Raw genomic sequence first — 23,725 nt, forward strand, 5'->3', positions numbered from 1 at the left:
TGGAGCACCTCAAAAACACCATCATACACTAAATCAGTAAGTTGGCAGCATCACCAAAATTCGGGCAGGACGATAAGGCGCAGTGCATTGACCTGAGCGTGATCCCCTCCGCCAGCGCAACGTTTCATGTTAATCCGCAGCAGCTGCTGTTAAGCATCCCCCAGACCGCGATTACCCAGGTACCGCGTGATTACGTCGACCCGCAGGAATATGACGAGGGAATTAACGCCCTGCTGCTCAATTACAGCTTCACCGCCGGGAACAACCGCGGCAAAGGTAAAAACGGTAGCGATCAGCGCAGCGAGTTTCTTAACCTGCGTCCGGGTCTTAACCTCGGGGCGTGGCGTTTTCGTAACTACTCCACCTGGAGCAAAACCAGCGGTGACGGTGACGCAGAGAGCCAGTTTTCTTCGGTCTATACCTACGCCCAGCGCGATATTATCGCCCTTGGCGGGAACGTCACATTCGGCCAAAGCTCTTCCCCTTCCGATGTGTTTGACAGCATCTCTTACACCGGGGCGCAGATCGCCTCGGATGACGACATGCTCCCGGACAGCATGAAGGGCTTTGCGCCGGTGATCCGCGGTACGGCGCACAGTAACGCCCAGGTTATCGTTCGCCAGAATGGTTACGTCATTTACCAGAACTATGTCGCTCCCGGCGCGTTCGAGATTAACGATCTCTACCCCACCGGCGGAAGCGGCGATTTGAACGTCACCGTGAAAGAGACGGACGGCAGCGAACAGCATTTTGTGGTGCCTTATGCGTCAGTGCCAGTGTTGCAGCGTGAAGGCCGCTTTAAATACAGCCTCACCGCGGGGCGCTATCGCAGCTATGACAACGACGTCGAAAAAACCCCGTTTATGCAGGGTACGGCAATCTACGGATTGCCTTACGGCTTTACGGTCTACGGCGGCGTGCAGGCAAGCCAGTATTACGATGCGCTGGCGCTGGGGGTCGGCAAGAATATCGGCGATCTCGGGGCCTTTTCGGTGGATGTCACCGACGCCAAATCAGAGATGCAGGATCAGGATCCCACCCGCGGGCCCTCCTGGCGCATCCGCTACAGCAAAGATTTCGCCACCACCGGTACCCATTTTTCCATTGCTGGCTATCGCTATAACAGCAAGGGGTTCTACACCCTGCAGGACACGCTGGATTCCCATACCCGTAATGACGACTGGGAAACGCCGGACACGCGCCGCAGCCGCGAGGAGGCGACTGTCGACCAGTCCCTGGGCGGGGCGTTTGGTTCCCTGACGTTAAGCCTGGTCAAAGAGAACTACTGGAATTCAAGCCAGGGGATGACCTCACTGAACCTCGGCTACAACAACTCCTGGCACGGGATCAGCTACGGTCTCAGTTACGGACTGGATAAAAACACGCGTGACAGCGGGGATGACAATAATGAGAAAACCAGCGAGCAGACGATCGCATTTAACGTCTCCGTTCCGCTCGATCGCTGGCTCAGCAACACCTGGGTGAACTACAACCTGAACAGCACAAAGCACGAAACAACCCAAAGCGTGGGTCTGAACGGCACGGCGCTGGCCGGTAATAACCTCAGTTGGGGGGTTCAGCAGGGCCATAGTCAGAGCAGTGGGGACAGCACCAGTCTGAATGCCGATTATAAAGGCACCTACGGCGAAGTGAGCGCCGGGTATTCCCAGGATAACCAGCAACAACAGCTCAATGTCGGACTTCAGGGCAGCATGATCGCCCATGCGCACGGCATCACCCTTGGTCAGCCGATGGGTGAGACCGCTGCGCTGATCGAAGCGCCGGGCGCAGACGACACCAATGTCACCAATCAGACAGGCATCAACACCGATTATCGCGGCTATGCCATTGTGCCGTACGTTTCGCCATACCGTCACAACACCCTCGCGCTGAACACCGAAACCTTGCCGGAAAATGCCGATATCGACCAGGCCGCAAAAACGGTGACACCAACGCGCGGCGCCATCGTGCGAGCACATTATGAAACGCACGTAGGCAGTCGGGTGTTGATGACACTAAAACGCGCGGATGGTCGCCCGATCCCCTTTGGCGCAACGGCATCTCAGGCCCATCAGGACGGTGAATTTATCGTAGGCGACGGCGGGCAGGTGTACCTCACCGGTATGCACGAGACAGGTACGGTTAACGTCAGCTGGGGGAAAACCGCCGACAGCCATTGCAAGGCAACTTATCACCTGCCCACCAAAGCCGACGGCCCTGTTCTTAACGTTACGGCGCAGTGTGTATGACCCTTCCCGAGGAAAAAATGAACATGTGTAGATATGTCTTCGCACTGCTGGTTTTACTCACGAGCACGTGTCTGGTGCCGCATGCCCAGGCGGCAACCTCCTGTGACAGCGCCGATCTGCCTTATACCCTTGATGCGGGCACCCTTTCTGTACCCACAACACTCGATATTGGCGGCGTCATCCCGGGTTCGGCAAAGACCCATACCGTTAACGGCAGCTGTACCGGCACGATGACGAATCACACCCTTATTTCCTGCTATTACGGAACGGGAACGGAAGTGCCTGGCATGCCGGGCGTGTATACCACCAATGTTGACGGCATCGGCATTGAGCTTCTGAACAGCAGCGGGCAGATTGTTCGCGGCAAAGGGTACTCATGCGATACAACCGCCACGCCCATTGGGACGGTCAGCAGCGACAGCGGACAAACATTTTCTTTCAGCTACACCCAGCGGTTAATCAAAACGGCATCACATATCGGTAGCGGTACCCTTTCGCTCGCGCAGGATCCCTATGGATTCGGGGTTTATAACTCTGTGGGGATTTCTGGTGCACGTAATACCAGCCACTATTCCGCCACGGTCAGCGAAAGAACGGCGACCTGTTCTATTGATCCGCTAAACCTGACGGTCACCCTCGGCAATTTCCCGGTGTCGCAATTTACCCACGTGGGCAGCTATACGGCCTGGAAGTATTTCAACATCACCGCCACCTGTACCGAAGAGGTCAATCTTACGGCCTCGGTAACCAGCGCAAATGGCATCAACAGCCAGTATGCCGATGTCCTGAACCTGACGCCCGGCAGCGACAGCGCCACGGGCGTGGGGGTGAGAATGCTGCTTGACGGTGTCGATCTTAAATACGACTACCCAATCCCGGTGGGTGGAAGAGCCGAACCAGGCGTTCCGGATGTGATCCCCTTCGCGGTGCAGTATTACCAGACGGATGCCAGCGTCACAGCGGGGAAAGCCAATACGATTGCCACCATCGATCTTGAATACCAGTAACGGAGCGAAGATGAAAACGTTATCCCTTTTGCTCGCTCTGACGAGTCTCTCTGCGGGCGCGACCGACGTGACGCTCAATATCGAAGGGAATATTTACGACACCACCTGCCAGGTAGACAGCGCCAGCCAGAACATGGTGGTGGATCTGGGACAGGCCGTCGCCAGTGATTTTAAGGATATCGGCGACACCGGCCCGTGGAAAAACTTCGATTTAAAGCTCACCAATTGTCCGCCCACCCTGACGGTTGCCACCATTAACGTTGATGGGCCGCGCGATACGGAACACCCCTTTAAATTCGCCAATAGTGGCACTGCCAAAGGGGTGGCATTAGAGCTGGCCGACCGTCTGGATTACATCGTGCTTGCTCCCGAAGCCCGCTTTAGCGTGGTGATTGACGCCGGTACCCACACCGCCGATTTTCCCATGGCGGCACGCTATTACGCTACCGCCCTGCCTGTGACAGCGGGTACCTTCAACAGCGTTGTTCAGGCCACCTTTACTTACCAGTAGGACCGCGCCCCTTAGCACGGATGCTTTTCCGACGCCCGGCAGTCTGTTTTGCCGGGCGTTTTTTTATTTCAGGCACCTCCGGCTGTTCTATCGGGAACACCGGCAGGGCATTCAGTAAGCGCTGACCGTAGTTTTTAGTGAGCAGACGCTTGTCGTAGATCACCACTTCGCCCCAGCAGCCGTGGCTACGAATCAGACGACCCACCTGCTGAATCAGGTTAAACGACGCCGCCGGGAGACTTTGAACCTCAAACGGATAGCGGTTGAGGCTTTTCAGCCATTCTCCTTCGGTGATCACCACCGGGCTGTCGATGGGTGGGAAGGCGATTTTATGAATATGCACCTGGGTCAGATAGTCGCCCTTCAGATCCAGACCTTCCGCAAAAGACTGTAACCCCACCAGCACGCTGCGCTCGCCGTTATCGATGCGCTGGCGGTGGAGCTCTACCAGCCGATAGCGCGGCTGATCGCCCTGCACCAGCAACAGTAAACGCAGATCGGTAACATGTTCCAGAAAGCGCTGCATGGCGCGTCCGCTGGCAAACAGCACCAGCATGCCGGGGTATTTTTTACTCTCCAGCTGTTCGCGGAAATAGGCGGCCATTTCGGCAATATGCTGCTCTTCGTTATCGATAAGCGGCTCATAGCGCATACGCGGGATCACCAGCTTGCCCTGCTCGCAGTGGTTAAACGGCGAGTCCAGCGCCACGAAGCGGTCCCCCGCTTTTTCCTTCAGGCCGCTCATCTCCTGCAGCCGCGAGAAGCTGTTCAGGGAACGCAAGGTCGCTGACGTTACCACCACGTGCGGCACGCTACGCCAGATCAGCTTTTCCAGCTGATCGGCCACGCGGATGCCCACGCAGTGGAAAAAGAGGTGTACCTGCCCGTCTCTCACTTCGCGGGTGGCCCATTTGGTGACCGGCGCGCCGGACGCCTGCGCCATTGAGGCCAGCCGCCAGAGTTTGCTTTGCGCTTCAAACATGCCCAGCGCACGGTTCATTTGCAGCAGAATACGGTGCAAACGCACCACGTCATGGGTGCCGGTCTTTTCACTGAGATCGTTTAAGAACATCTCGGCCAGGCCGCGCAGCTTTTCCAGATGCTTCGCCAGCTGCTGGCAAATCTCCATCACTTTGTCCGGCAACTCCCCCATGGCAAAACGGTGCTCTGCCTCCTGAGTCGCCGGGAGATACAGATTCAGAATGTTGTTCAGGGATGCGATAAGGCCGTAGACCTCTTCACAGTGTTCACTCAGACGCTCGGGCACCGCCAGCGGCGGCGTGGTTTTAGGACGGAACTGCTCCATGCAGGTGGCCACCAGCTTGCAGAACAGATCGAGCTGCAGGCGGAACCACGGGGCCGTGATTTCAGCACTCATCTCCAGCGCATCCCGGGCTACGTCAGGCAAATGGTGGCCTTCATCAAGCACCAGCAGCAGGTTTTTCGGCTCCGGCAGCACCGCCTCGCTCTCCAGCGCCGCCATCACCAGCGCATGATTGGCGACCACCACTTCCGCTTCCTGGATCTCCCGCCGGGCGACAAAAAACGGGCACTCGCGGTAGTAGTGACAGTTACGGTTGAGGCAGCTGGCTTTATCGGTGCTGAGCCTGCGCCATAAATCATCGCCGATGGCCTGGCTGGTGTGATCGCGCAAACCGTCCCACCTGTAGCTGTCGAGATCGGCTTTCAGCTTCGCGCACTGTTCCTGCTCCGCCTTGTTGTTTGGCGTCAGTTCGTCATCAAGAAACGCCAGCAGATCCTGCTGGGTGGGCTCACTGCTGGCGAGAGCCGCCAGGTTACGCGGGCAGACATAACGTCCGCGGCCAAAGGCGGCGGTAAAACGCAGCTCAGGGATAATTTTGCGCAGCAGCGGCAGGTCTTTGCTGAAGATCTGATCCTGTAGCGCCACGTTAGCGGTGCTGACCACCAGCGTCTTTTGTTCTTCCCGTGCAATAGCGATGCCCGGGATTAAATAAGAGAGGGTTTTACCGACCCCGGTTGGCGCTTCAATCGCCAGATGTCGCCCGTCGTCACCGGCGAACGTTTTTGCCACATCGGCAATCATCTGCCGCTGTGGTGCCCGGGGGATAAAGTCGGGGATCTGCTGCTGGAGTGCCTTATACCAGGCACCAATCTGCGCTTTCAGCGCCGCGGTTAAAGCCATCGGAAAACCTGAAATACTGTATAAACAGCCACTATTGTGGCACTTTATTTTCGTCGCCGCAAAAAGAAAAGCCCGGCTTTACGGCCGGGCTTCCAGATTACTGTGGGTTAGCCGGTTTACGCGGACGGCGACGGCGCTGCCCTTCTCCTGCCGGTTTCCCTTCGCCGTCGCGGCGAGGCGGTTTATTGCCCGACTTCGGCGCGCCGCCTTCGGCACGGCGTGGCTGCTGCTGACCACGGCCGCCGCCCTGACCGCGTCCACCGCCGCCACGCTGCTGGCGACCATTCTGAATTGGCTCCGCTTTAATGGACGGATCCACTTCGTATCCCGGCGTTTCAATACGCGGGATCTCTTTCTTCAGCAGACGTTCGATATCGCGCAGCAGTTTGTGTTCATCCACGCAGACCAGCGAGAGCGCTTCGCCAGTGGCCGCCGCACGACCGGTACGGCCGATACGGTGAACATAATCTTCCGGCACGTTTGGCAGCTCGTAGTTCACCACGTGCGGCAGCTCTTCAATGTCCAGACCACGGGCAGCGATGTCGGTGGCCACCAGCACGCGGATATCACCGGATTTAAAGTCCGCCAGCGCACGGGTACGCGCCCCCTGGCTCTTGTTACCGTGGATAGCCGCACTGCGAATACCGTCTTTGTTCAGCTGTTCCGCCAGGTGGTTTGCACCGTGCTTGGTACGGGTAAAGACCAGCACCTGCTGCCAGTTACCCTGACCAATCATCTGGGAGAGCAGTTCCCGCTTACGCTTTTTATCAACGAAGTGCACGTGCTGGGTCACCTGCTCAGAGGCGGTGTTGCGGCGCGCCACTTCAACTTCCAGCGGGTTATGCAGCAGCTTTTCAGCCAGCGCTTTGATCTCGTCGGAGAAGGTCGCGGAGAACAGCAGGTTCTGACGGCGCGGCGGGAGCTTAGCCAGCACGCGGCGAATATCGTGGATAAAGCCCATGTCCAGCATGCGGTCGGCTTCGTCCAGCACCAGAATTTCGACGTTATCTAGCTTCACGGCGTTCTGATGTTCCAGATCCAGCAGACGGCCCGGCGTTGCCACCAGCACGTCCACGCCGCCGCGCAGTTTCATCATCTGTGGGTTAATGCTCACACCGCCGAAAACCACCAGCGAACGAATGTTGAGATAGCGGCTGTAATCACGCACGTTCTCGCCAATCTGCGCCGCCAGCTCGCGGGTTGGGGTGAGGATCAGCGCACGAACCGGGCGACGCCCCTTCGCGTGCGGCTGATTTTTTACCAGCAGCTCTAACAGTGGCAGGGTGAAGCCTGCGGTTTTACCGGTCCCGGTCTGGGCACTGGCCATCAGGTCACGGCCCTGCAGAACGGCAGGGATCGCCTGCTGCTGGATTGGGGTTGGCTCAACGTAGCCCTGCTCTGCGATCGCGCGCAGAATTTCCGGGTTCAGGCCAAGGGAATCAAAAGACATAAAAACTCCGAACCGCCCCGACCATCACAGGTGTAGTTTTCAGGGAGATATAACAATTAGGAGGACAAAAACCACAATGTCGCGAAGGGGCGGAGTGTAGCAGCTTTTGTGACGTGGCGCATAAAATATCCCTCCACCTTCCCTCGACGATTTCGCTAATCAGGCATAATCTTAATCAATCGATTGATTAATTTTTAATGCCGCTATGAATACAACCCCGACAACCTCTAAAGGCGAACAGGCCAAAAGCCAGCTTATTGCTGCCGCGCTGGCGCAGTTTGGTGAGTATGGCTTACACGCCACCACCCGGGATATCGCGGCGCAGGCCGGGCAAAACATTGCGGCTATCCCCTACTATTTTGGCTCAAAAGAGGATTTATACCTCGCCTGTGCCCAGTGGATCGCCGATTTTATTGGCACGCAGTTTCACCCGCACGTGGAGGAAGCCACCGCGCTGCTCAGCCAGCCGTCGCCCGATCGTGACGCTATCCGCCAGCTGATCCTCAACGCCTGCCACAACATGATCCGCCTGCTGACGCACGACGACACGCTGAACCTGAGTCGATTTATCTCCCGTGAACAGCTCTTCCCCACTGCCGCCTACCAGCTGGTGCATGACTAGGTGATTGCCCCGATGCACACGCACCTGACCCGGCTGATTGCGGCCTATACCGGGCAAGACGCCAACGATACCGCTACGATTTTGCATACCCACGCCCTGCTGGGTGAGATTCTGGCCTTCCGTCTGGGGCGAGAAACGATTCTGTTACGCACCGGCTGGACACAATTTGATGAGGATAAAGCCGCGCAGATTAGCCAGGTTATCACCTGTCATCTGGATCTGATCCTGCAAGGCTTAACGCAAAGGAGCCTGAAGTCATGAAAAAACCTGTCGCCATCATTCTGGTGGTTGTTGTTTTGCTTGCCGCAGGCGTCGGTGGCTGGCTGTGGTATCAAAGCCATCAGGATCGCGGCCTGACGCTGTACGGTAACGTTGATATTCGCACCGTAAACATGAGCTTCCGCGTCGGGGGGCGGCTGGCGTCGCTTAACGTGGATGAGGGCGACACCATCAAAACCGGGCAGACGCTGGGGATGCTTGATAAAGCGCCCTACGAGAACGCGCTGATGCAGGCAAAAGCCGGGGTTTCCGTCGCCCAGGCGCAATATGATCTGATGCTGGCCGGTTATCGTGACGAAGAGATTGCCCAGGCTGCTGCCGCAGTCAAACAGGCGCAGGCGGCCTATGACTATGCGCAGAATTTCTATGCCCGCCAGCAGGGGCTGTGGAAAAGCCGCACTATTTCGGCCAACGATCTGGAAAACGCCCGTTCATCACGCGATCAGGCTCAGGCAACGCTGAAATCCGCACAGGACAAACTGAGTCAGTACCACACCGGTAACCGCCCACAGGATATCGCCCAGGCCAAAGCCAGCCTTGAACAGGCGCAGGCCCAGCTGGCCCAGGCGGAACTCGATCTGCATGACACCACGTTGGTGGCACCGTCTGACGGCACGCTGATGACCCGCGCCGTGGAGCCCGGCAGCATGCTCAACGCCGGAAGCACCGTTTTAACCCTGTCGCTCACCCGTCCGGTATGGGTGCGCGCCTACATTGATGAACCAAACCTCGGCCAGATGCAGCCGGGTCGCGAACTGTTGCTCTATACCGACGGTCGTCCGGATAAGCCGTATCACGGCAAAGTGGGCTTTGTTTCGCCCACCGCTGAATTCACGCCAAAAACGGTGGAAACGCCGGATCTGCGTACCGACCTGGTGTATCGCCTGCGCATCATCGTCACCGATGCGGACGACGCGCTGCGCCAGGGCATGCCAGTCACCGTAAAAGTGAACAGCGGGGAACGACATGAATGACGCGGTTATCCGGCTCGACAATCTGGTCAAACGCTTCGCGGGCATGGAAAAACCGGCCGTCGCGCCGCTGAACTGTACCATCCAGAAAGGGTATGTGACGGGGCTGGTTGGCCCGGACGGCGCAGGCAAAACCACATTGATGCGGATGCTGGCAGGCCTGCTTAAGCCCGATGAAGGGGCGGCCAGCATGCTCGGGCTCGATCCGATTAAAGATGACGGTGCACTCCACGCCATGCTCGGCTATATGCCGCAGAAGTTTGGTCTCTATGAAGACCTGACGGTGATGGAAAACCTTAATCTGTACGCCGATCTGCGCAGCGTGACCGGTGAAACCCGTCAGCAGACTTTCGCCCGTCTGCTGTCCTTCACCTCCCTCGGTCCCTTCACCGATCGTCTGGCGGGCAAGCTCTCCGGCGGGATGAAGCAAAAGCTGGGGCTGGCCTGTACGCTGGTCGGCGAGCCGAAAGTGCTGCTGCTGGATGAGCCCGGCGTGGGCGTGGACCCCATTTCACGCCGCGAGCTGTGGCAGATGGTGCACGAGCTGGCCGGTGACGGAATGCTGATCCTCTGGAGCACCTCCTATCTGGATGAAGCCGAGCAGTGTCGCGATGTGCTGCTGATGAACGAAGGCGAGCTGCTTTATCAGGGAGAACCGACGAAGCTGACCCAAAGCATGGCCGGACGCAGTTTCCTGATGCACAGCCCGCAGGAGTCGAACCGCAAACTGCTGCAACGGGTGCTGAAGCTGCCCCAGGTCAGCGACGGGATGATTCAGGGCCGTTCGGTGCGCGTGATCCTGACCAAAGAGGCGACCGAAGCGGATATTCGTCACGCGCCGGGCATGCCTGACATTGAGATGGAAGAGACGGCTCCCCGCTTTGAAGACGCGTTTATCGATCTGCTGGGCGGTGCGGGTACTTCGGAATCGCCGCTCGGGGCGATCCTGCACACGGTAGAAGGTACGCCGGGTGAGACGGTAATCGAAGCCAAATCCCTGACCAAAAAATTCGGTGATTTCGCCGCCACCGATAACGTCAATTTCGCGGTGAAGCGCGGTGAAATTTTTGGCCTGCTCGGGCCAAACGGCGCGGGGAAATCCACCACCTTTAAGATGATGTGTGGCCTGCTGGTGCCTACGTCCGGCAAAGCGCTGGTACTGGATATGGATTTGAAAGTCAGCTCCGGCAAGGCGCGCCAGCATCTGGGGTATATGGCGCAGAAGTTCTCGCTGTACGGCAACCTGACGGTCGAGCAGAACCTGCGCTTTTTCTCCGGCGTTTACGGCCTGCGAGGGCGCGCCCAGGACGAGAAAATCCACCGCATGAGCGAGGCGTTTGGCCTGACAGCTATCGCTTCCCACGCCACGGATGAGCTGCCCCTTGGCTTCAAACAGCGGCTGGCGCTGGCCTGCTCGCTGATGCACGAGCCCGATATTCTGTTTCTGGATGAACCCACGTCAGGCGTTGATCCCCTCACCCGCCGCGAGTTCTGGCTACACATCAACAGCATGGTGGAGAAAGGGGTGACGGTGATGGTAACCACCCACTTTATGGACGAGGCGGAGTATTGCGATCGCATCGGGCTGGTCTATCGCGGCAAGCTGATTGCCCACGGCACGCCGGATGACCTGAAAGCCCAGGCCGCAGACGACGAGGTGCCGGACCCGACCATGGAGCAGGCGTTTATCACCCTCATCCACGACTGGGATAAGGAGAATGCCGATGCGCAATAACGCGATTTCCTGGCGCCGGGTGCGCGCGCTGTGCATCAAAGAGACGCGTCAGATCGTGCGTGACCCCAGCAGCTGGCTGATTGCGGTGGTTATCCCGCTTCTGCTGCTGTTTATCTTCGGCTATGGGATCAACCTCGACTCCAGCAAGCTGCGGGTTGGGATATTACTGGAGCAGCAGAGCGAAGAGGCGCTCGACTTCACCCACGCCATGACCGGCTCGCCCTACATTGACGCCACCATCAGCGACAACCGGCAAGAGCTTGTTCAGAAGATGCAGGCCGGGAAAATCCGCGGTCTGGTGGTGATCCCGGTCGATTTTTCCGCCAACATGGCGCGGGCAAATACCGCTGCGCCGATCCAGGTGATCACTGACGGCAGCGAGCCGAATACCGCCAACTTTGTCCAGGGCTACGTGGAGGGGATCTGGCAGCTCTGGCAGATGCAGCGCGCCGAAGACCGGGGCGAAACGTTTGAACCGCTGATCGACGTACAGATGCGCTACTGGTTTAACCCTGCCGCCATCAGCCAGCATTTTATTATCCCGGGTGCGGTCACCATCATTATGACGGTGATTGGCGCAATCCTGACCTCGCTGGTGATTGCCCGCGAGTGGGAGCGCGGCACCATGGAGGCGCTGCTTTCAACCGAAGTGACGCGCCTTGAGCTGCTGCTGTGTAAGCTTATCCCCTACTACTTCCTCGGCATGCTGGCGATGCTGCTCTGTATGCTGGTCTCGGTGTTTATCCTCGGGGTGCCGTACCGCGGCTCGCTGGTGCTGCTCTTTTTCATTACCAGCCTCTTCCTGCTGAGCACGTTGGGCATGGGGCTGCTCATCTCCACCGTCACCCGCAACCAGTTTAACGCCGCGCAGGTGGCGCTGAACGCCGCCTTTTTACCGTCGATTATGCTGTCCGGGTTTATCTTCCAGATAGACAGCATGCCCGCGGTGATCCGCGCCGTGACCTACATTATTCCGGCGCGCTATTTCGTCAGCACGCTGCAAAGCCTGTTCCTGGCGGGGAATATTCCGGTAGTGCTGATTATCAATACCCTGTTTTTGCTGGCGTCGGCGGCGATGTTTATTGGGCTGACGTGGATGAAAACCAAACGGCGTCTGGATTAAGGAGCGAACATGTTTCACCGTTTATGGACGTTAATACGCAAAGAGCTGCAATCGCTGCTGCGCGAGCCGCAAACCCGCGCCATTCTGGTGTTGCCGGTGCTCATCCAGGTGTTTCTGTTCCCTTTTGCCGCCACGCTTGAGGTGACCAACGCCACCATCGCGATTTACAACGAAGACAACGGTAAACATTCCGTCGAGCTGACCCAGCGCTTTGCCCGGGCGAAGGCTTTTACCCATATCCTGCTGCTGAAAAGTCCACAGGCGATCCAGCCCACCATCGATACCCAGAAAGCGCTGCTGCTGGTGCGTTTTCCGGCTGATTTTTCCCGCAATCTGGACACCTTCCAGCCCGCGCCCATGCAGTTGATCCTCGACGGGCGTAACTCCAACAGCGCGCAGATTGCCGCGAATTATCTGCAACAGGTGGTGAAGGATTATCAGCAGGAGTTGATGGAGGGGAAACCGAAGCCCAACAACAGCGAGCTGGTGGTACGTAACTGGTACAACCCAAACCTGGACTACAAATGGTTTGTGGTGCCGTCGCTGATCGCCATGATTACCACCATTGGGGTGATGATCGTCACCTCCCTGTCCGTCGCCCGCGAACGCGAGCAAGGTACGCTCGATCAGCTGCTGGTCTCCCCGCTGGCGACCTGGCAAATCTTCGTCGGTAAAGCGGTTCCCGCCCTGATTGTTGCCACGTTCCAGGCCACCATCGTGCTGGGCGTGGGGATCTGGGCCTACCAGATCCCGTTCGCCGGGTCGCTGGCGCTGTTCTACTTCACGATGGTGATCTACGGGCTGTCGCTGGTCGGGTTTGGCCTGCTGATTTCCGCGCTCTGCTCCACGCAGCAGCAGGCGTTTATTGGCGTGTTTGTCTTTATGATGCCGGCCATCCTGCTCTCCGGGTATGTTTCGCCGGTTGAGAATATGCCGGTGTGGTTACAGGATCTGACGTGGATAAACCCGATTCGTCACTTTACGGATATCACCAAGCAAATTTATCTGAAGGATGCGAGTCTGGATATTATCTGGGGAAGTTTGTGGCCGCTACTGGTCATAGCGGCCACGACGGGTTCAGTGGCGTACGCGATGTTTAGACGCAACATTGCGTAGCTTTTTCTCTTTGGCCAGCAAAGAGACCACCGCAGGCCCTGCAAGAATGGCCAGACCGGCCAGCGCCAGCAGCAGGTTGTTTTGCAGCACGCGGGACAGCAGCCACAGCACAATCATTGCGGCACCAAAGTACCAGGTGGTGGTGAGCTCTTCGAGCACATCACCCACCTCGCGCCAGCGCGCTTCATGATGGCGCTGCAGGAACAACATCGACAGCACGGTGACGCCATAGAGGACGCATAGTCCTAAGCCAACACGCACCAGCGTGCCGCTCATCCAGCCCATCACCAGTACGGCCACGACCAGTAAATGCAACATTATCTGCCAGCAACTTAGACCCGTTGCGACACGAACACGTTGTTGCCACTTCATGGCTTCTCTCCTGAAGGATTTTTCTCTGCTTAATCAGACTACCGCACTTTACGGAAAATTCCGTAACACCGCATCTTTTTGTGACGACGACTACACTTTATTTTCATTGGGATAGTCACTCAGGAAGGAGCTTATGACCAAAAAAATGCAGCATTTCTCGCTTAAAGTGCTGACGATAAACATTCATAAAGGCTTCACAGCATTTAATCGCCGCTTCATTTTACCGGAGCTGCGCGACGCGGTTCGCACCGTCAGCGCGGACATTGTCTGCCTGCAGGAAGTGATGGGCGCGCACGAGGTCCATCCGATGCACTTCGAAAACTGGCCCGACACGCCCCACTATGAATTTCTGGCCGACACCATGTGGAGTGATTACGCTTACGGCCGCAATGCGGTCTATCCTGAAGGGCATCACGGAAATGCGGTGCTGTCGCGTTATCCCATTGAACATTACGAGAACCGGGACGTCTCCGTCGGCGAAAGCGAAAAGCGTGGGCTGCTGTATTGCCGTATCACCCCGCCGGATCTCGATTTTCCGGTGCACGTTGGCTGTGTGCATCTCGGTCTGCGGGAAGCGCATCGCCAGGCACAGCTGCAGATGCTGGCCGAGTGGACTAACGCCCTGCCCGAAGGAGAGCCAGTGGTCATTGCCGGAGATTTCAACGACTGGCGGCAGCGGGCTAACCACCCTCTGAAAGTGGAGGCCGGGCTGGAGGAAATTTTCACCCGCGCGCACGGCAGACCTGCGCGCACGTTTCCGGTGCGCTTCCCGTTGCTGAGGCTTGACCGCATTTATGTGAAAAACGCCCATGCCAGCAGCCCGACCGCGCTGGCGTTGCTTAACTGGCGCCACCTTTCCGACCATGCCCCGCTGAGCGCGGAGATCCACTTATGAAATGTACTTGGCAGGAAGGCAACCGGATCACGCTGCTGGTCAACGGGGACGAATATTACCCCGCCGTTTTTGATGCGATAGACCGCGCGCAGCATAAAGTGATCCTCGAGACCTTTATCTGGTTTGAAGATGATGTGGGCAAACAGTTGCACAGCGTGCTGCTGCGCGCCGCCCAGCGCGGCGTCAAAATTGAAGCGCTGCTGGATGGCTATGGCTCGCCCGATCTCAGCGATGCGTTCGTGAATGAGCTCACTGCCGCAGGCGTTGTGTTCCGCTACTACGATCCCGGCCCTCGCCTGTTCGGCATGCGTACCAATCTCTTTCGCCGGATGCACCGCAAAATCGTCGTCGTTGATGAGACGGTGGCGTTTGTCGGTGGCATTAACTACTCCGCCGAGCATATGTCTGACTACGGCCCGGAGGCCAAGCAGGATTACGCCATCCGCATCGAAGGGCCTGTGGTTCAGGACATTTTGCTGTTTGAACTGGAAAACTTACCCGGCAAAGAGGCCGCCCGACGCTGGTGGAAGCGCCGCCATCGTCCGGAAGAGAACCGGAAGCCCGGCGAAGCGCAGGCGCTGTTCGTCTGGCGAGATAACGGCGAGCACCGGGACGATATTGAGCGCCACTATCTGAAAATGCTGGCGAATGCCAAACGCGAAGTGATCATCGCCAACGCCTACTTCTTCCCGGGCTACCGACTGCTGCACGCCATGCGCAGTGCTGCCCGACGCGGCGTCCGCGTGAAGCTGATTGTGCAGGGCGAGCCGGATATGCCCATCGTCAAAGTCGGCGCGCGGCTGCTCTATAACTACCTGCTCAAAGGCGGAGTGCAAATCTACGAATACCGTCGCCGACCGCTGCACGGCAAAGTCGCGCTGATGGACGATCACTGGGCGACCGTCGGCTCCAGTAACCTCGATCCGCTGAGCCTGTCGCTTAACCTGGAAGCGAACCTGATCATTCACGATCGCCAGTTTAACCAGACCCTGCGGGATAACCTGCAGGGTCTGATCGCCAACGACTGCGTGCGCGTGGACGAGTCCATGGTGCCAAAACGCACCTGGTGGAATCTGGGGATCAGCGTAGTGGTGTTCCACTTCCTGCGCCATTTCCCGGCGATGGTGGGCTGGCTGCCGGCGCATACCCCAAAACTTGCGCTGGTGGATCCGCCTGTTCAACCCGAAATGGAAACCCAGGACCGCATTGAAGCGGAAGATGGAGGGAAAACCTGATGTCTAAATCGCATCCACGCTGGCGAATGGCGAAAAAGATCCTGACCTGGCTGTTTTTTATTGCCGTTGCGGTGCTGCTGGTGGTTTACGCGCAAAAGGTGGACTGGGAAGAGGTGTGGAAAGTCATCCGCAACTACAACCGGATGGTGCTGCTGGGAGCGGTTGGGCTGGTGATTGTGAGCTATCTGATGTACGGCTGCTATGACCTGCTGGGCCGCGCCTACTGCGGCCACAAGCTGGCAAAACGCCAGGTCATGCTGGTGTCGTTTATCTGCTACGCCTTTAACCTGACGCTCAGCACCTGGGTCGGGGGGATTGGCATGCGCTATCGCCTGTACTCGCGCCTGGGACTGCCCGGTGGGACCATCACGCGTATATTTTCGCTGAGCATCACTACCAACTGGCTGGGTTATATTCTGCTGGGTGGGGTGATCTTTACCATCGGCGTGGTGCAGTTGCCCGCACACTGGTATATCGATGAAGCCACGCTGCGGATTTTAGGTTTCGCGCTCCTGCTCATTATCGCCCTGTATCTCTGGGCCTGCGCCTTTGCCAGACGCCGCCATATGACCATCAAAGGACAAAAGCTGGTTTTACCCTCATGCAAATTTGCCGTGCTGCAGATGGCGGTCTCCAGCGCCAACTGGATGGCGATGGGGGCAATTATCTGGCTGCTCATTGGCGAAGATGTGAACTATTTCTTCGTGCTGGGGGTGCTGCTGGTGAGCAGTATTGCCGGGGTGATCGTACATATTCCGGCCGGGATTGGGGTGCTGGAAGCGGTATTTATCGCCCTGCTTGCCGGAGAACATGTTTCTCATGGGACGATTATCGCCGCCCTGCTCGCCTACCGCATGCTCTATTACTTCCTGCCGCTGGCGCTGGCAACGGTCTGTTATCTGGTGCTTGAGAGCCGGGCGAAGAAGCTGAGAGCGAAGAACGAGAAGGCGATGGCAAAATAGGCGCAGCGGTCTGATGCCCTCACCCCGGCCCTCTCCCACAGGGAGAGGGAGAAAAACCGCACCGTTAGGGTGAGGGGCAGTATTTAACGACGGTTGCCGAAAATACGCAGCAGCATCAGGAACAGGTTGATGAAGTCCAGATACAGCGTCAGGGCACCCAGAATCGAGTATTTACGCAGGTTGGAACTGTCACGCACGTCAATCTGCTCGCCGATGTTTTTCAGCTTCTGGGTGTCGTAGGCGGTTAAGCCAACGAAAATCACCACCCCGATATAGGTCACCGCCCACATCAGCGCGTCGCTCTTCAGCCACAGGTTTACCAGCGACGCCAGCACAATCCCGATCAGCCCCATGAACAGCATGTTGCCAAGACCGCTGAGGTCACGTTTGGTGGTGTAACCGTACAGGCTCATCACACCAAACATCCCGCCGGTGACCACAAAGGTGCCGGCAATAGAAGAGTAGGTATAAACGATGAAAATGCTGGAAAGCGTCAGCCCCGTCAGTGCCGAATAGTGCATAAACAGGGTGGTCGCCATCCCGGCACTCAGCTTCTGTACCAGACCGGAGAGCACAAACACCAGTGCCAGTTGCGCAATGATCAGCCCAAAGAAGGTGATTTTGCTGGAAAAGATAAACATCATCAGTTCAGGGGTATTGGCCGCATACCACGCGATAAATGCGGTAAGCAGTAAGCCCACCGTCATCCAGCCATAAACCTGAGCCATATACGTCTGCAGGCCACTACGGGTCTGCTGTACTATCGAATCGGAACGCGGAAATCGGTCCATGATTCACTCCTGATTAAGTAGACACACACGTTAAGACTAACACATCCACATAAACCTGTTACCAACGGCTGGCGGCCTGTTTGTCGCTGTCGCGCGATTCAACCCACCGCTCCCCCTCCGGCGTCGCTTCACGTTTCCAGAACGGGGCTTTGGTTTTCAGGTAATCCATGATGAACTCCCCGGCGGCAAACGCGCTGCCGCGATGGGCGCTGGTCACCCCCACGAAAACGATCTCCTCGCCCGGCCACATCTCACCGATGCGGTGGATAACCGTCACACGCCCGAGCGGCCAGCGGCCTCGCGCCTCTTCGACGATCGCAGCCAGAGATTTCTCGGTCATGCCCGGATAGTGTTCCAGCGTCAGCGCTTTTACGCTGTCGCCAAGGTTATGGTTACGCACTTTACCGGTGAAGGTCACAACAGCACCGTCTTCATCGCGCTCTGCCAGCCAGTGATATTCCGTACCGACGTTAAAGCGCTCAGGGCTAACCAGAATTCGCGTATCAGCCATCTTAACCCCCCGTCACCGGTGGGAAGAAGGCCACTTCATCACCTGCCTCCAGCGGATGGGTAAACTCCACCAGCGTCTGGTTGACGGCGGCCAGCAGCTTCCCTTCATCCAGCGCCAGCGCCCAACGGTCGCTTTGCGCCGCCAGATGCGCACGCAGTGCGGCAACGTCTTTAAACGTCGCTTCCAGCGTCAGGCTGTCGGTATTCACCAGTTCACGCACCTGGGCAAAAAAGAGCACCTTAATCATGGCTGTCCACCTTAAAATCACCGGATTTGCCGCCGCTTTTCGCCAGCAGACGAACCGGGCCAATCACCATATCTTTCTGCACCGCTTTGCACATATCGTAGATGGTCAGCGCGGCAACGGACGCCGCCGTCAGCGCTTCCATCTCCACGCCCGTTTTACCGGTTAAACGACACAGCGATTCGATGCGCACGCGGTTGTGCTCTGGCTGGGCCTGAAGATTGACCTCCACCTTGCTGAGCATCAGCGGGTGGCAGAGCGGAATTAAGTCCCAGGTGCGTTTCGCCGCCTGGATCCCGGCGATGCGGGCAGTGGCAAAGACATCACCCTTATGGTGGCTGCCGTCGATAATCATCGCCAGGGTGTCTGGCAGCATGGTAACGAACGCTTCGGCACGCGCCTCGCGGACCGTTTCGGCCTTGGCAGAAACGTCCACCATATGCGCTTCGCCAGCGGCATTAATGTGGGTCAGTTGCGACATAGCTTATTTCTTTAAATGGGGATGAAAATTACACGGACGGGTACGGGCATCCAGCTGCGGGGCGATAATGTTGTCCCACGCGGTGCGGCAGGCTTTGGTCGAGCCCGGCATGGCGAATATCAGTGTGTTGTTCGCCATGCCCGCCACCGCACGTGACTGCAGCGTCGAGGTACCAATCTCTTCAAACGACAGCATGCGGAACACTTCGCCGAAGCCTTCTACCTCGCGGTCAAACAGCGGGATAAGCGCCTCTGGCGCCTGGTCGCCTGCGGTAAAACCGGTGCCGCCGGTGATCAACACCACCTGCACTTCATCGCTGGCAATCCACTGGGAGACCTGCGCGCGTATGGCATAGCGGTTCTCTTTGACGATCGCTTTATCGACGATCTTATGCCCGGCGTCATGGGCGGCTTCGCGCAGCCAGTGGCCGGAGGTGTCATCCTCTTCGCCACGACGGTCGGAAACGGTAAGGATGGCAATACGTGTCGGGATAAATTCCGCGCTGACCTGACTCATCTTCTGGTTCCTTCTTAAGCCTGATTACCCGCCAATGTATGACAGGTTCTGAGTAATGCCGGTGTTGCCCTGATGCAGGAAGTGGGTCTGTTTTTTATGCGTCAGCGCCTCAGAAATACGCGCTTCCAGCGCGGTCTGTTGCGCATCGTCTTCCAGCAGATCGCGAAGGTTAACGCCGCCATCCCCGAACAGACACAGATGCAGTTTGCCCACCGAGGAGACGCGCAGGCGGTTACAGCTGGCGCAGAAATCTTTCTCGTAAGGCATGATAAGTCCAATCTCCCCTTCGTAATCCGGGTGACAAAAGACCTGCGCCGGGCCGTCGCTGCGCTGGCGGATCTGGTGGATCCAACCGCGTTTAAGCAGCTCATCGCGCAACACCATGCCGGAGATATGGTGGCGGCGGAACAGCTCGCTGCCCTCGCCCGTCTCCATGAGTTCAATAAACCGCAGTTGAATGGGGCGGGATTTGATCCACGCCAGGAAGGTGTCCAGCTGATGATGGTTTACATCACGCATCAGTACGGTGTTGACTTTGACCTTATCGAACCCGGCGATAAACGCGGCATCAATACCGTCCATCACCTGCTGGAATTTATCCTGCCCAGTAATGGCATGAAACTGACGGGCATCCAGGCTGTCCACGCTGACGTTAATGGCCGTTAAGCCCGCATCACGCCAGGTTGCGACATCGCGCGCCATGCGGTAGCCATTGGTGGTCACCGCAATCTGACGGATGCGTTCGTTTTCACGCACGGCGGCAATAATGTCGGGGAAGTCACGGCGCAGCGAAGGTTCTCCGCCGGTCAGACGCACTTTTTCCGTGCCGAGTGCCGAGAACGCGCGCGTAACGCGGCGAACTTCATCCACGGAGAGAAAGCCGTTATTGGTGACACTGCCCGGTTTGTAGCCGTCGGGCAGACAGTAGGTGCAACGGAAGTTGCACACATCGGTAATCGACAGACGTAAGTAGTAAAACTTACGCGCGAAAGCATCAGTAAGTTGTGAAGCCATGTACACCTTTCCAGATACGGGAGGCACAGTCATTTCTTTCTGTACCCTGGTGGCATAGTTGCCACGGCCAGGGCGCCATATCTTTCGACACAGGCACCAGGGCTAGAGTGTATGTTTTCAAATTTGAAAACGTGGTTATGGCGATAGTAGCGCGTAAATCACCCTTTCGCCATTACCGCTTAACGCTATATAAAAATGTATATAGCGACCTGATCGTGCATTTTCGTTACAGAATACGCCAAAACAGCAGATTCGCATTGATATACGTCATTTTGCCCTGGCTGAGGCATCGTCTTTTAGGGGTAGTTAGGTTACTGTTACGCAGATAGAACGTGATAAGGAATAGGTATGCGCAATCGCACTTTTGCGGATCTTGACCGGGTGGTGGCACTGGGTGGAGGCCATGGTCTGGGCCGGGTGATGTCCTCTTTGTCATCCCTTGGCTCAAGACTGACAGGGATAGTAACAACAACGGATAACGGCGGATCGACGGGGCGGATCCGACGCGCAGAAGGCGGCATTGCCTGGGGCGATATGCGTAACTGCCTGAACCAGTTAATTACCGAACCGAGCGTCGCCTCGGCGATGTTTGAGTACCGTTTTGGCGGTAACGGGGAACTTTCCGGGCATAACCTTGGAAATTTGATGCTTAAAGCGCTGGATCACCTGAGCGTGCGCCCGCTGGAAGCGATCAATCTCATCCGCAATCTGCTCAAAGTGGATGCGTTCCTAATCCCGATGTCTGAACAACCGGTCGATTTAATGGCCATCGACGTGGAAGGCCATGAAGTGTACGGCGAAGTGAATATTGATCAGCTTACGCTGCCGCCGAAAGAGCTGATGACTTACCCGGCCGTTCCCGCCACGCGCGAAGCGGTTGAGGCCATCGCCGAGGCGGATTTGATCCTGATTGGCCCGGGCAGTTTTTACACCAGCCTGATGCCGATTTTACTGGTGAAAGAGCTGGCGCAGGCCCTGCGCAGAACGCCCGCCCCGATGGTGTACATCGGTAATTTAGGCCGCGAATTGAGTCCGGCAGCGGCCAGCCTGTCGCTGGCGGATAAACTGGAGCTGATGGAGCAGTACGTCGGTAAAAAAATCATCGACGGTGTTGTGGTCGGGCCGAAAGTGGATGTGACGGGCATTTGCGATCGCGTGGTGGTGCAGGAGCCGCTGGAGGCCAGCGATATCAAATACCGTCATGACCGTCACTTGTTGCGTGAGGCGCTGGAGAAGGCGATTCAGGAGTTGGGTTAGGCTCGTTTTGTGCGGCCTGATGCCCTCATCCTGGCCCTCTCTCACAGGGAGAGGGCGAAAACACGCTGCTTTACCTAAGATGCGGCGATGAAAAGATCCCGCAGCTGATGCAGCTGGTCGCGAATTTGCGCTGCCTCTTCGAACTCCAGGTTCTGGGCATGCTGCATCATCTGCGCTTCCAGCTCGTGGATTTTCTGCTGCAGCGCTTTCGGCGTCAGCGCGACGGTATCTTCCTCCACCACGGAACGCGCCTTGCCGCGTCCTTTCGCTTTGGTCTTCGCAATGTTCTGACCCAGGGCCAGAATATCCACCACCTTCTTGTTCAGACCCTGCGGCGTAATGCCATGCTCTTCGTTGTAGCGCTGCTGTTTCTCGCGACGGCGTTCCGTTTCGCCAATCGCTTTCGCCATCGACGGGGTGATTTTATCGCCGTAGAGAATCGCTTTACCGTTGACGTTACGCGCGGCGCGGCCAATGGTCTGGATCAGCGAGCGCTCAGAACGCAGGAAGCCCTCTTTGTCAGCATCGAGGATTGCCACCAGCGAGACTTCCGGCATATCCAGACCCTCTCGCAACAGGTTGATCCCCACCAGCACGTCAAACTCGCCCAGACGCAGGTCGCGGATAATTTCCATACGCTCCACGGTATCGATATCCGAGTGCAGATAACGCACCTTCTCGCCGTGTTCTTCCAGATATTCGGTCAGGTCTTCCGCCATACGTTTGGTAAACGTGGTGACCAGCACGCGCTCGTTGATTGCCGAACGGGCGCGGATCTCGGAGAGCAGATCGTCCACCTGAGTCGCAACCGGACGGACTTCGATCACCGGATCCAGCAGCCCTGTCGGACGAACCACCTGGTCAACCACCTCATCGCCCGATTTCTCCAGCTCGTAGTTGCCCGGCGTCGCCGAAACGTAAATGGTTTGCGGTGCCAGCGCTTCAAACTCTTCAAACTTCATCGGACGGTTGTCCAGCGCCGACGGCAGACGGAAGCCGTACTCAACCAGCGTCTCTTTACGCGCGCGGTCACCGCGATACATCCCGCCGATCTGCGGGATCGTGACGTGGGATTCGTCGATCACCAGTAACCCGTCCGCCGGAAGGTAGTCAAACAACGTCGGCGGCGGCTCGCCCGGCCCACGGCCAGAGAGGAAACGGGAGTAGTTTTCGATGCCGGAGCAGTAGCCCAGCTCGTTCATCATCTCCAGATCGAACTGGGTACGCTGGCTCAGGCGTTGCTCTTCCAGCAGTTTATTGTTCGCCAGCAGCACCTTACGGCGTTCCGCCAGCTCCTCTTTGATCTCTTCCATCGCCTGCACAATACGCTCGCGTGGCGTTACGTAGTGCGTTTTCGGGTAGATGGTGTAACGCTGAATAACGGACTCGACGTGGCCGGTGAGCGGGTCGAACAGCGACAGGCGTTCCACCTCTTCGTCAAACAGCTCAACGCGCAGGGCAATGTCGTCCGATTCCGCCGGGAAGATGTCGATAACCTCGCCGCGCACGCGGAACGTACCGCGCTGGAACGCCTGGTCGTTACGGGTGTACTGCAACTCTGCCAGTCGGCGCAAAATCGCACGCTGATCGATGATCATCCCCTGCGTCAGGTGCAGCATCATCTTGAGGTAGAGATCCGGGTCGCCCAGACCGTAGATGGCAGACACCGATGCGACCACCACCACATCACGACGTTCCAGCAGCGCCTTCGTCGCCGAGAGACGCATCTGCTCAATGTGTTCGTTCACCGAGGCATCTTTCTCGATGAAGGTGTCAGAGCTCGGCACGTAGGCTTCTGGCTGGTAGTAATCGTAATACGAGACGAAATACTCGACGGCATTCTCCGGGAAGAACTCTTTCATCTCGCCATACAGCTGCGCCGCCAGCGTTTTGTTGGGCGCCAGCACCATGGTGGGGCGTTGCAGATCCGCAATGACGTTGGCGATGGTGAAGGTTTTACCCGAACCGGTCACCCCCAGCAGCGTCTGGTGTGCCAGCCCATCTTCCAGCCCCTCTTCAAGACGACGGATCGCCTCAGGCTGGTCGCCAGAAGGACGGAAAGCAGAATTCAGTTTGAACGGTTTACTCATGGGCGACAACCTGGTGATGTAAAAAGCGGCAGGTGAGTAATTTTACTCGTTGTGGCCAGGAATGCCAGTAAAAAACACTGGATGTAAAACCAGTAGCGTGTCACGATATTTAGCATAGCACCCGAAGGAC

The 23,725-nt window shown here is 57.4% G+C and carries 21 protein-coding genes, 1 pseudogene and 1 riboswitch; of the genes and pseudogenes, 12 read left to right on the forward strand and 10 right to left on the reverse strand.

Going from position 1 to position 23,725, the window contains the following annotated elements:
• Positions 1-41: 41 nt before the first annotated feature.
• Genes HX884_RS08115 through HX884_RS08125 form a run of 3 tightly spaced genes read left to right on the forward strand, consistent with a single transcriptional unit; the run spans position 42 to position 3,767 of the window.
• Positions 42-2,249, forward strand: coding sequence for a fimbria/pilus outer membrane usher protein (locus HX884_RS08115; RefSeq protein ID WP_256737109.1), 2,208 nt, complete (start codon positions 42-44; stop codon positions 2,247-2,249).
• A 23-nt stretch (positions 2,250-2,272) separates the two neighbouring features.
• Positions 2,273-3,256, forward strand: coding sequence for a fimbrial protein (locus HX884_RS08120; protein WP_256737110.1), 984 nt, complete (start codon positions 2,273-2,275; stop codon positions 3,254-3,256).
• 10 nt (positions 3,257-3,266) lie between these two features.
• On the forward strand, positions 3,267-3,767 hold the full coding sequence (locus HX884_RS08125) for a fimbrial protein (protein WP_178327952.1): 501 nt from the start codon (positions 3,267-3,269) through the stop codon (positions 3,765-3,767).
• Here the strand turns inward: HX884_RS08125 and dinG are convergent.
• Together dinG and rhlE are read right to left on the reverse strand one after the other, a co-directional pair.
• Complete coding sequence (gene dinG / locus HX884_RS08130; protein ID WP_178327953.1) at positions 3,754-5,931, reverse strand: ATP-dependent DNA helicase DinG; 2,178 nt, start codon at positions 5,929-5,931, stop codon at positions 3,754-3,756. The two genes, HX884_RS08125 and dinG, sit on opposite strands and share 14 nt — an antisense overlap.
• 97 nt (positions 5,932-6,028) lie before the next feature.
• The gene (gene rhlE / locus HX884_RS08135) at positions 6,029-7,381 is read right to left on the reverse strand and encodes an ATP-dependent RNA helicase RhlE (RefSeq protein WP_038418948.1); all 1,353 of its coding nucleotides are present in this window, start codon (positions 7,379-7,381) and stop codon (positions 6,029-6,031) included.
• A 205-nt stretch (positions 7,382-7,586) separates the two neighbouring features.
• Here rhlE and cecR point away from each other — a divergent pair.
• From cecR to HX884_RS08160, 5 genes and pseudogenes are all read left to right on the forward strand, one after another.
• A pseudogene (gene cecR / locus HX884_RS08140) lies at positions 7,587-8,264 on the forward strand (transcriptional regulator CecR).
• Positions 8,261-9,256, forward strand: coding sequence for a secretion protein HlyD (gene hlyD, locus HX884_RS08145; RefSeq protein ID WP_013097481.1), 996 nt, complete (start codon positions 8,261-8,263; stop codon positions 9,254-9,256). Before cecR ends, hlyD begins: the two are co-directional and overlap by 4 nt.
• Positions 9,249-10,988: an ATP-binding cassette domain-containing protein gene (locus HX884_RS08150; RefSeq protein WP_178327954.1), complete on the forward strand. Its 1,740-nt coding sequence runs from the start codon at positions 9,249-9,251 to the stop codon at positions 10,986-10,988. Before hlyD ends, HX884_RS08150 begins: the two co-directional genes overlap by 8 nt.
• Complete coding sequence (locus HX884_RS08155; RefSeq protein WP_178327955.1) at positions 10,978-12,111, forward strand: ABC transporter permease; 1,134 nt, start codon at positions 10,978-10,980, stop codon at positions 12,109-12,111. The genes HX884_RS08150 and HX884_RS08155 overlap by 11 nt, the downstream gene beginning before the upstream one ends.
• Positions 12,112-12,120: 9 nt before the next feature.
• Positions 12,121-13,227, forward strand: a complete 1,107-nt coding sequence (locus HX884_RS08160; protein WP_014831156.1) for an ABC transporter permease — start codon at positions 12,121-12,123, stop codon at positions 13,225-13,227.
• On the opposite strand, the gene HX884_RS08165 is transcribed toward HX884_RS08160, so the two are convergent.
• A complete protein-coding gene (locus HX884_RS08165; protein ID WP_014831155.1) occupies positions 13,189-13,599 on the reverse strand; it encodes a YbhQ family protein in 411 nt (136 codons plus the stop codon). The genes HX884_RS08160 and HX884_RS08165 overlap by 39 nt on opposite strands.
• A gap of 133 nt (positions 13,600-13,732) precedes the next feature.
• Here HX884_RS08165 and HX884_RS08170 point away from each other — a divergent pair, with 133 nt between their 5' ends.
• The 3 genes from HX884_RS08170 to HX884_RS08180 are packed head-to-tail and all read left to right on the forward strand — an operon-like array spanning position 13,733 to position 16,691.
• Positions 13,733-14,494 carry an endonuclease/exonuclease/phosphatase family protein gene (locus HX884_RS08170; RefSeq protein WP_058683717.1) on the forward strand — a complete coding sequence of 254 codons (762 nt, stop codon included), beginning with the start codon at positions 13,733-13,735 and terminating at the stop codon, positions 14,492-14,494.
• The gene (gene clsB / locus HX884_RS08175) at positions 14,491-15,729 is read left to right on the forward strand and encodes a cardiolipin synthase ClsB (RefSeq protein WP_094085251.1); all 1,239 of its coding nucleotides are present in this window, start codon (positions 14,491-14,493) and stop codon (positions 15,727-15,729) included. The genes HX884_RS08170 and clsB overlap by 4 nt, the downstream gene beginning before the upstream one ends.
• Positions 15,729-16,691: a YbhN family protein gene (locus HX884_RS08180; protein WP_178327956.1), complete on the forward strand. Its 963-nt coding sequence runs from the start codon at positions 15,729-15,731 to the stop codon at positions 16,689-16,691. The genes clsB and HX884_RS08180 overlap by 1 nt, the downstream gene beginning before the upstream one ends.
• Before the next feature lie 83 nt (positions 16,692-16,774).
• Here the strand turns inward: HX884_RS08180 and HX884_RS08185 are convergent, their stop codons facing one another.
• From HX884_RS08185 to moaA, 6 genes are all read right to left on the reverse strand, one after another.
• Positions 16,775-17,482 carry a Bax inhibitor-1/YccA family protein gene (locus HX884_RS08185; protein ID WP_178327957.1) on the reverse strand — a complete coding sequence of 236 codons (708 nt, stop codon included), beginning with the start codon at positions 17,480-17,482 and terminating at the stop codon, positions 16,775-16,777.
• A gap of 58 nt (positions 17,483-17,540) precedes the next feature.
• Positions 17,541-17,993: a molybdopterin synthase catalytic subunit MoaE gene (gene moaE / locus HX884_RS08190; protein WP_013097490.1), complete on the reverse strand. Its 453-nt coding sequence runs from the start codon at positions 17,991-17,993 to the stop codon at positions 17,541-17,543.
• Position 17,994: 1 nt separating this feature from the next.
• Positions 17,995-18,240, reverse strand: a complete 246-nt coding sequence (gene moaD, locus HX884_RS08195) for a molybdopterin synthase sulfur carrier subunit (protein ID WP_038984997.1) — start codon at positions 18,238-18,240, stop codon at positions 17,995-17,997.
• Positions 18,233-18,718 (reverse strand): cyclic pyranopterin monophosphate synthase MoaC, encoded by a 486-nt coding sequence (gene moaC / locus HX884_RS08200; RefSeq protein WP_013097492.1) that lies wholly within the window; start codon positions 18,716-18,718, stop codon positions 18,233-18,235. Before moaC ends, moaD begins: the two co-directional genes overlap by 8 nt.
• 3 nt (positions 18,719-18,721) lie before the next feature.
• A complete protein-coding gene (moaB, locus tag HX884_RS08205; protein ID WP_013097493.1) occupies positions 18,722-19,234 on the reverse strand; it encodes a molybdenum cofactor biosynthesis protein B in 513 nt (170 codons plus the stop codon).
• A 24-nt stretch (positions 19,235-19,258) separates the two neighbouring features.
• Entirely contained in the window at positions 19,259-20,248 is a 990-nt protein-coding gene (gene moaA, locus HX884_RS08210; RefSeq protein WP_178327958.1) for a GTP 3',8-cyclase MoaA, read from the reverse strand.
• A riboswitch (molybdenum cofactor riboswitch) is annotated at positions 20,236-20,370 on the reverse strand. It overlaps the preceding gene by 13 nt.
• Before the next feature lie 226 nt (positions 20,371-20,596).
• Here moaA and yvcK point away from each other — a divergent pair.
• The gene (yvcK, locus tag HX884_RS08215) at positions 20,597-21,505 is read left to right on the forward strand and encodes a uridine diphosphate-N-acetylglucosamine-binding protein YvcK (protein WP_178327959.1); all 909 of its coding nucleotides are present in this window, start codon (positions 20,597-20,599) and stop codon (positions 21,503-21,505) included.
• 74 nt (positions 21,506-21,579) lie between these two features.
• Here the strand turns inward: yvcK and uvrB are convergent, their stop codons facing one another.
• A complete protein-coding gene (gene uvrB, locus HX884_RS08220; protein WP_178327960.1) occupies positions 21,580-23,595 on the reverse strand; it encodes an excinuclease ABC subunit UvrB in 2,016 nt (671 codons plus the stop codon).
• Positions 23,596-23,725 lie beyond the last annotated feature (130 nt).

Source organism: Enterobacter sp. SECR19-1250 (assembly GCF_013391025.1).
Classification (GTDB): domain Bacteria; phylum Pseudomonadota; class Gammaproteobacteria; order Enterobacterales; family Enterobacteriaceae; genus Enterobacter; species Enterobacter cloacae.

Coding starts and splice junctions, on each gene's coding strand:
- HX884_RS08120 (WP_256737110.1), top strand. CDS start 2,273: ATGTGTAGATATGTCTTCGCACTGCTGGTTTTACTCACGAGCACGTGT.
- HX884_RS08125 (WP_178327952.1), top strand. CDS start 3,267: ATGAAAACGTTATCCCTTTTGCTCGCTCTGACGAGTCTCTCTGCGGGC.
- dinG (WP_178327953.1), bottom strand. CDS start 5,931: ATGGCTTTAACCGCGGCGCTGAAAGCGCAGATTGGTGCCTGGTATAAG.
- rhlE (WP_038418948.1), bottom strand. CDS start 7,381: ATGTCTTTTGATTCCCTTGGCCTGAACCCGGAAATTCTGCGCGCGATC.
- hlyD (WP_013097481.1), top strand. CDS start 8,261: ATGAAAAAACCTGTCGCCATCATTCTGGTGGTTGTTGTTTTGCTTGCC.
- HX884_RS08150 (WP_178327954.1), top strand. CDS start 9,249: ATGAATGACGCGGTTATCCGGCTCGACAATCTGGTCAAACGCTTCGCG.
- HX884_RS08155 (WP_178327955.1), top strand. CDS start 10,978: ATGCGCAATAACGCGATTTCCTGGCGCCGGGTGCGCGCGCTGTGCATC.
- HX884_RS08160 (WP_014831156.1), top strand. CDS start 12,121: ATGTTTCACCGTTTATGGACGTTAATACGCAAAGAGCTGCAATCGCTG.
- HX884_RS08165 (WP_014831155.1), bottom strand. CDS start 13,599: ATGAAGTGGCAACAACGTGTTCGTGTCGCAACGGGTCTAAGTTGCTGG.
- HX884_RS08170 (WP_058683717.1), top strand. CDS start 13,733: ATGACCAAAAAAATGCAGCATTTCTCGCTTAAAGTGCTGACGATAAAC.
- clsB (WP_094085251.1), top strand. CDS start 14,491: ATGAAATGTACTTGGCAGGAAGGCAACCGGATCACGCTGCTGGTCAAC.
- HX884_RS08180 (WP_178327956.1), top strand. CDS start 15,729: ATGTCTAAATCGCATCCACGCTGGCGAATGGCGAAAAAGATCCTGACC.
- HX884_RS08185 (WP_178327957.1), bottom strand. CDS start 17,482: ATGGACCGATTTCCGCGTTCCGATTCGATAGTACAGCAGACCCGTAGT.
- moaE (WP_013097490.1), bottom strand. CDS start 17,993: ATGGCTGATACGCGAATTCTGGTTAGCCCTGAGCGCTTTAACGTCGGT.
- moaD (WP_038984997.1), bottom strand. CDS start 18,240: ATGATTAAGGTGCTCTTTTTTGCCCAGGTGCGTGAACTGGTGAATACC.
- moaC (WP_013097492.1), bottom strand. CDS start 18,718: ATGTCGCAACTGACCCACATTAATGCCGCTGGCGAAGCGCATATGGTG.
- moaB (WP_013097493.1), bottom strand. CDS start 19,234: ATGAGTCAGGTCAGCGCGGAATTTATCCCGACACGTATTGCCATCCTT.
- moaA (WP_178327958.1), bottom strand. CDS start 20,248: ATGGCTTCACAACTTACTGATGCTTTCGCGCGTAAGTTTTACTACTTA.
- yvcK (WP_178327959.1), top strand. CDS start 20,597: ATGCGCAATCGCACTTTTGCGGATCTTGACCGGGTGGTGGCACTGGGT.
- uvrB (WP_178327960.1), bottom strand. CDS start 23,595: ATGAGTAAACCGTTCAAACTGAATTCTGCTTTCCGTCCTTCTGGCGAC.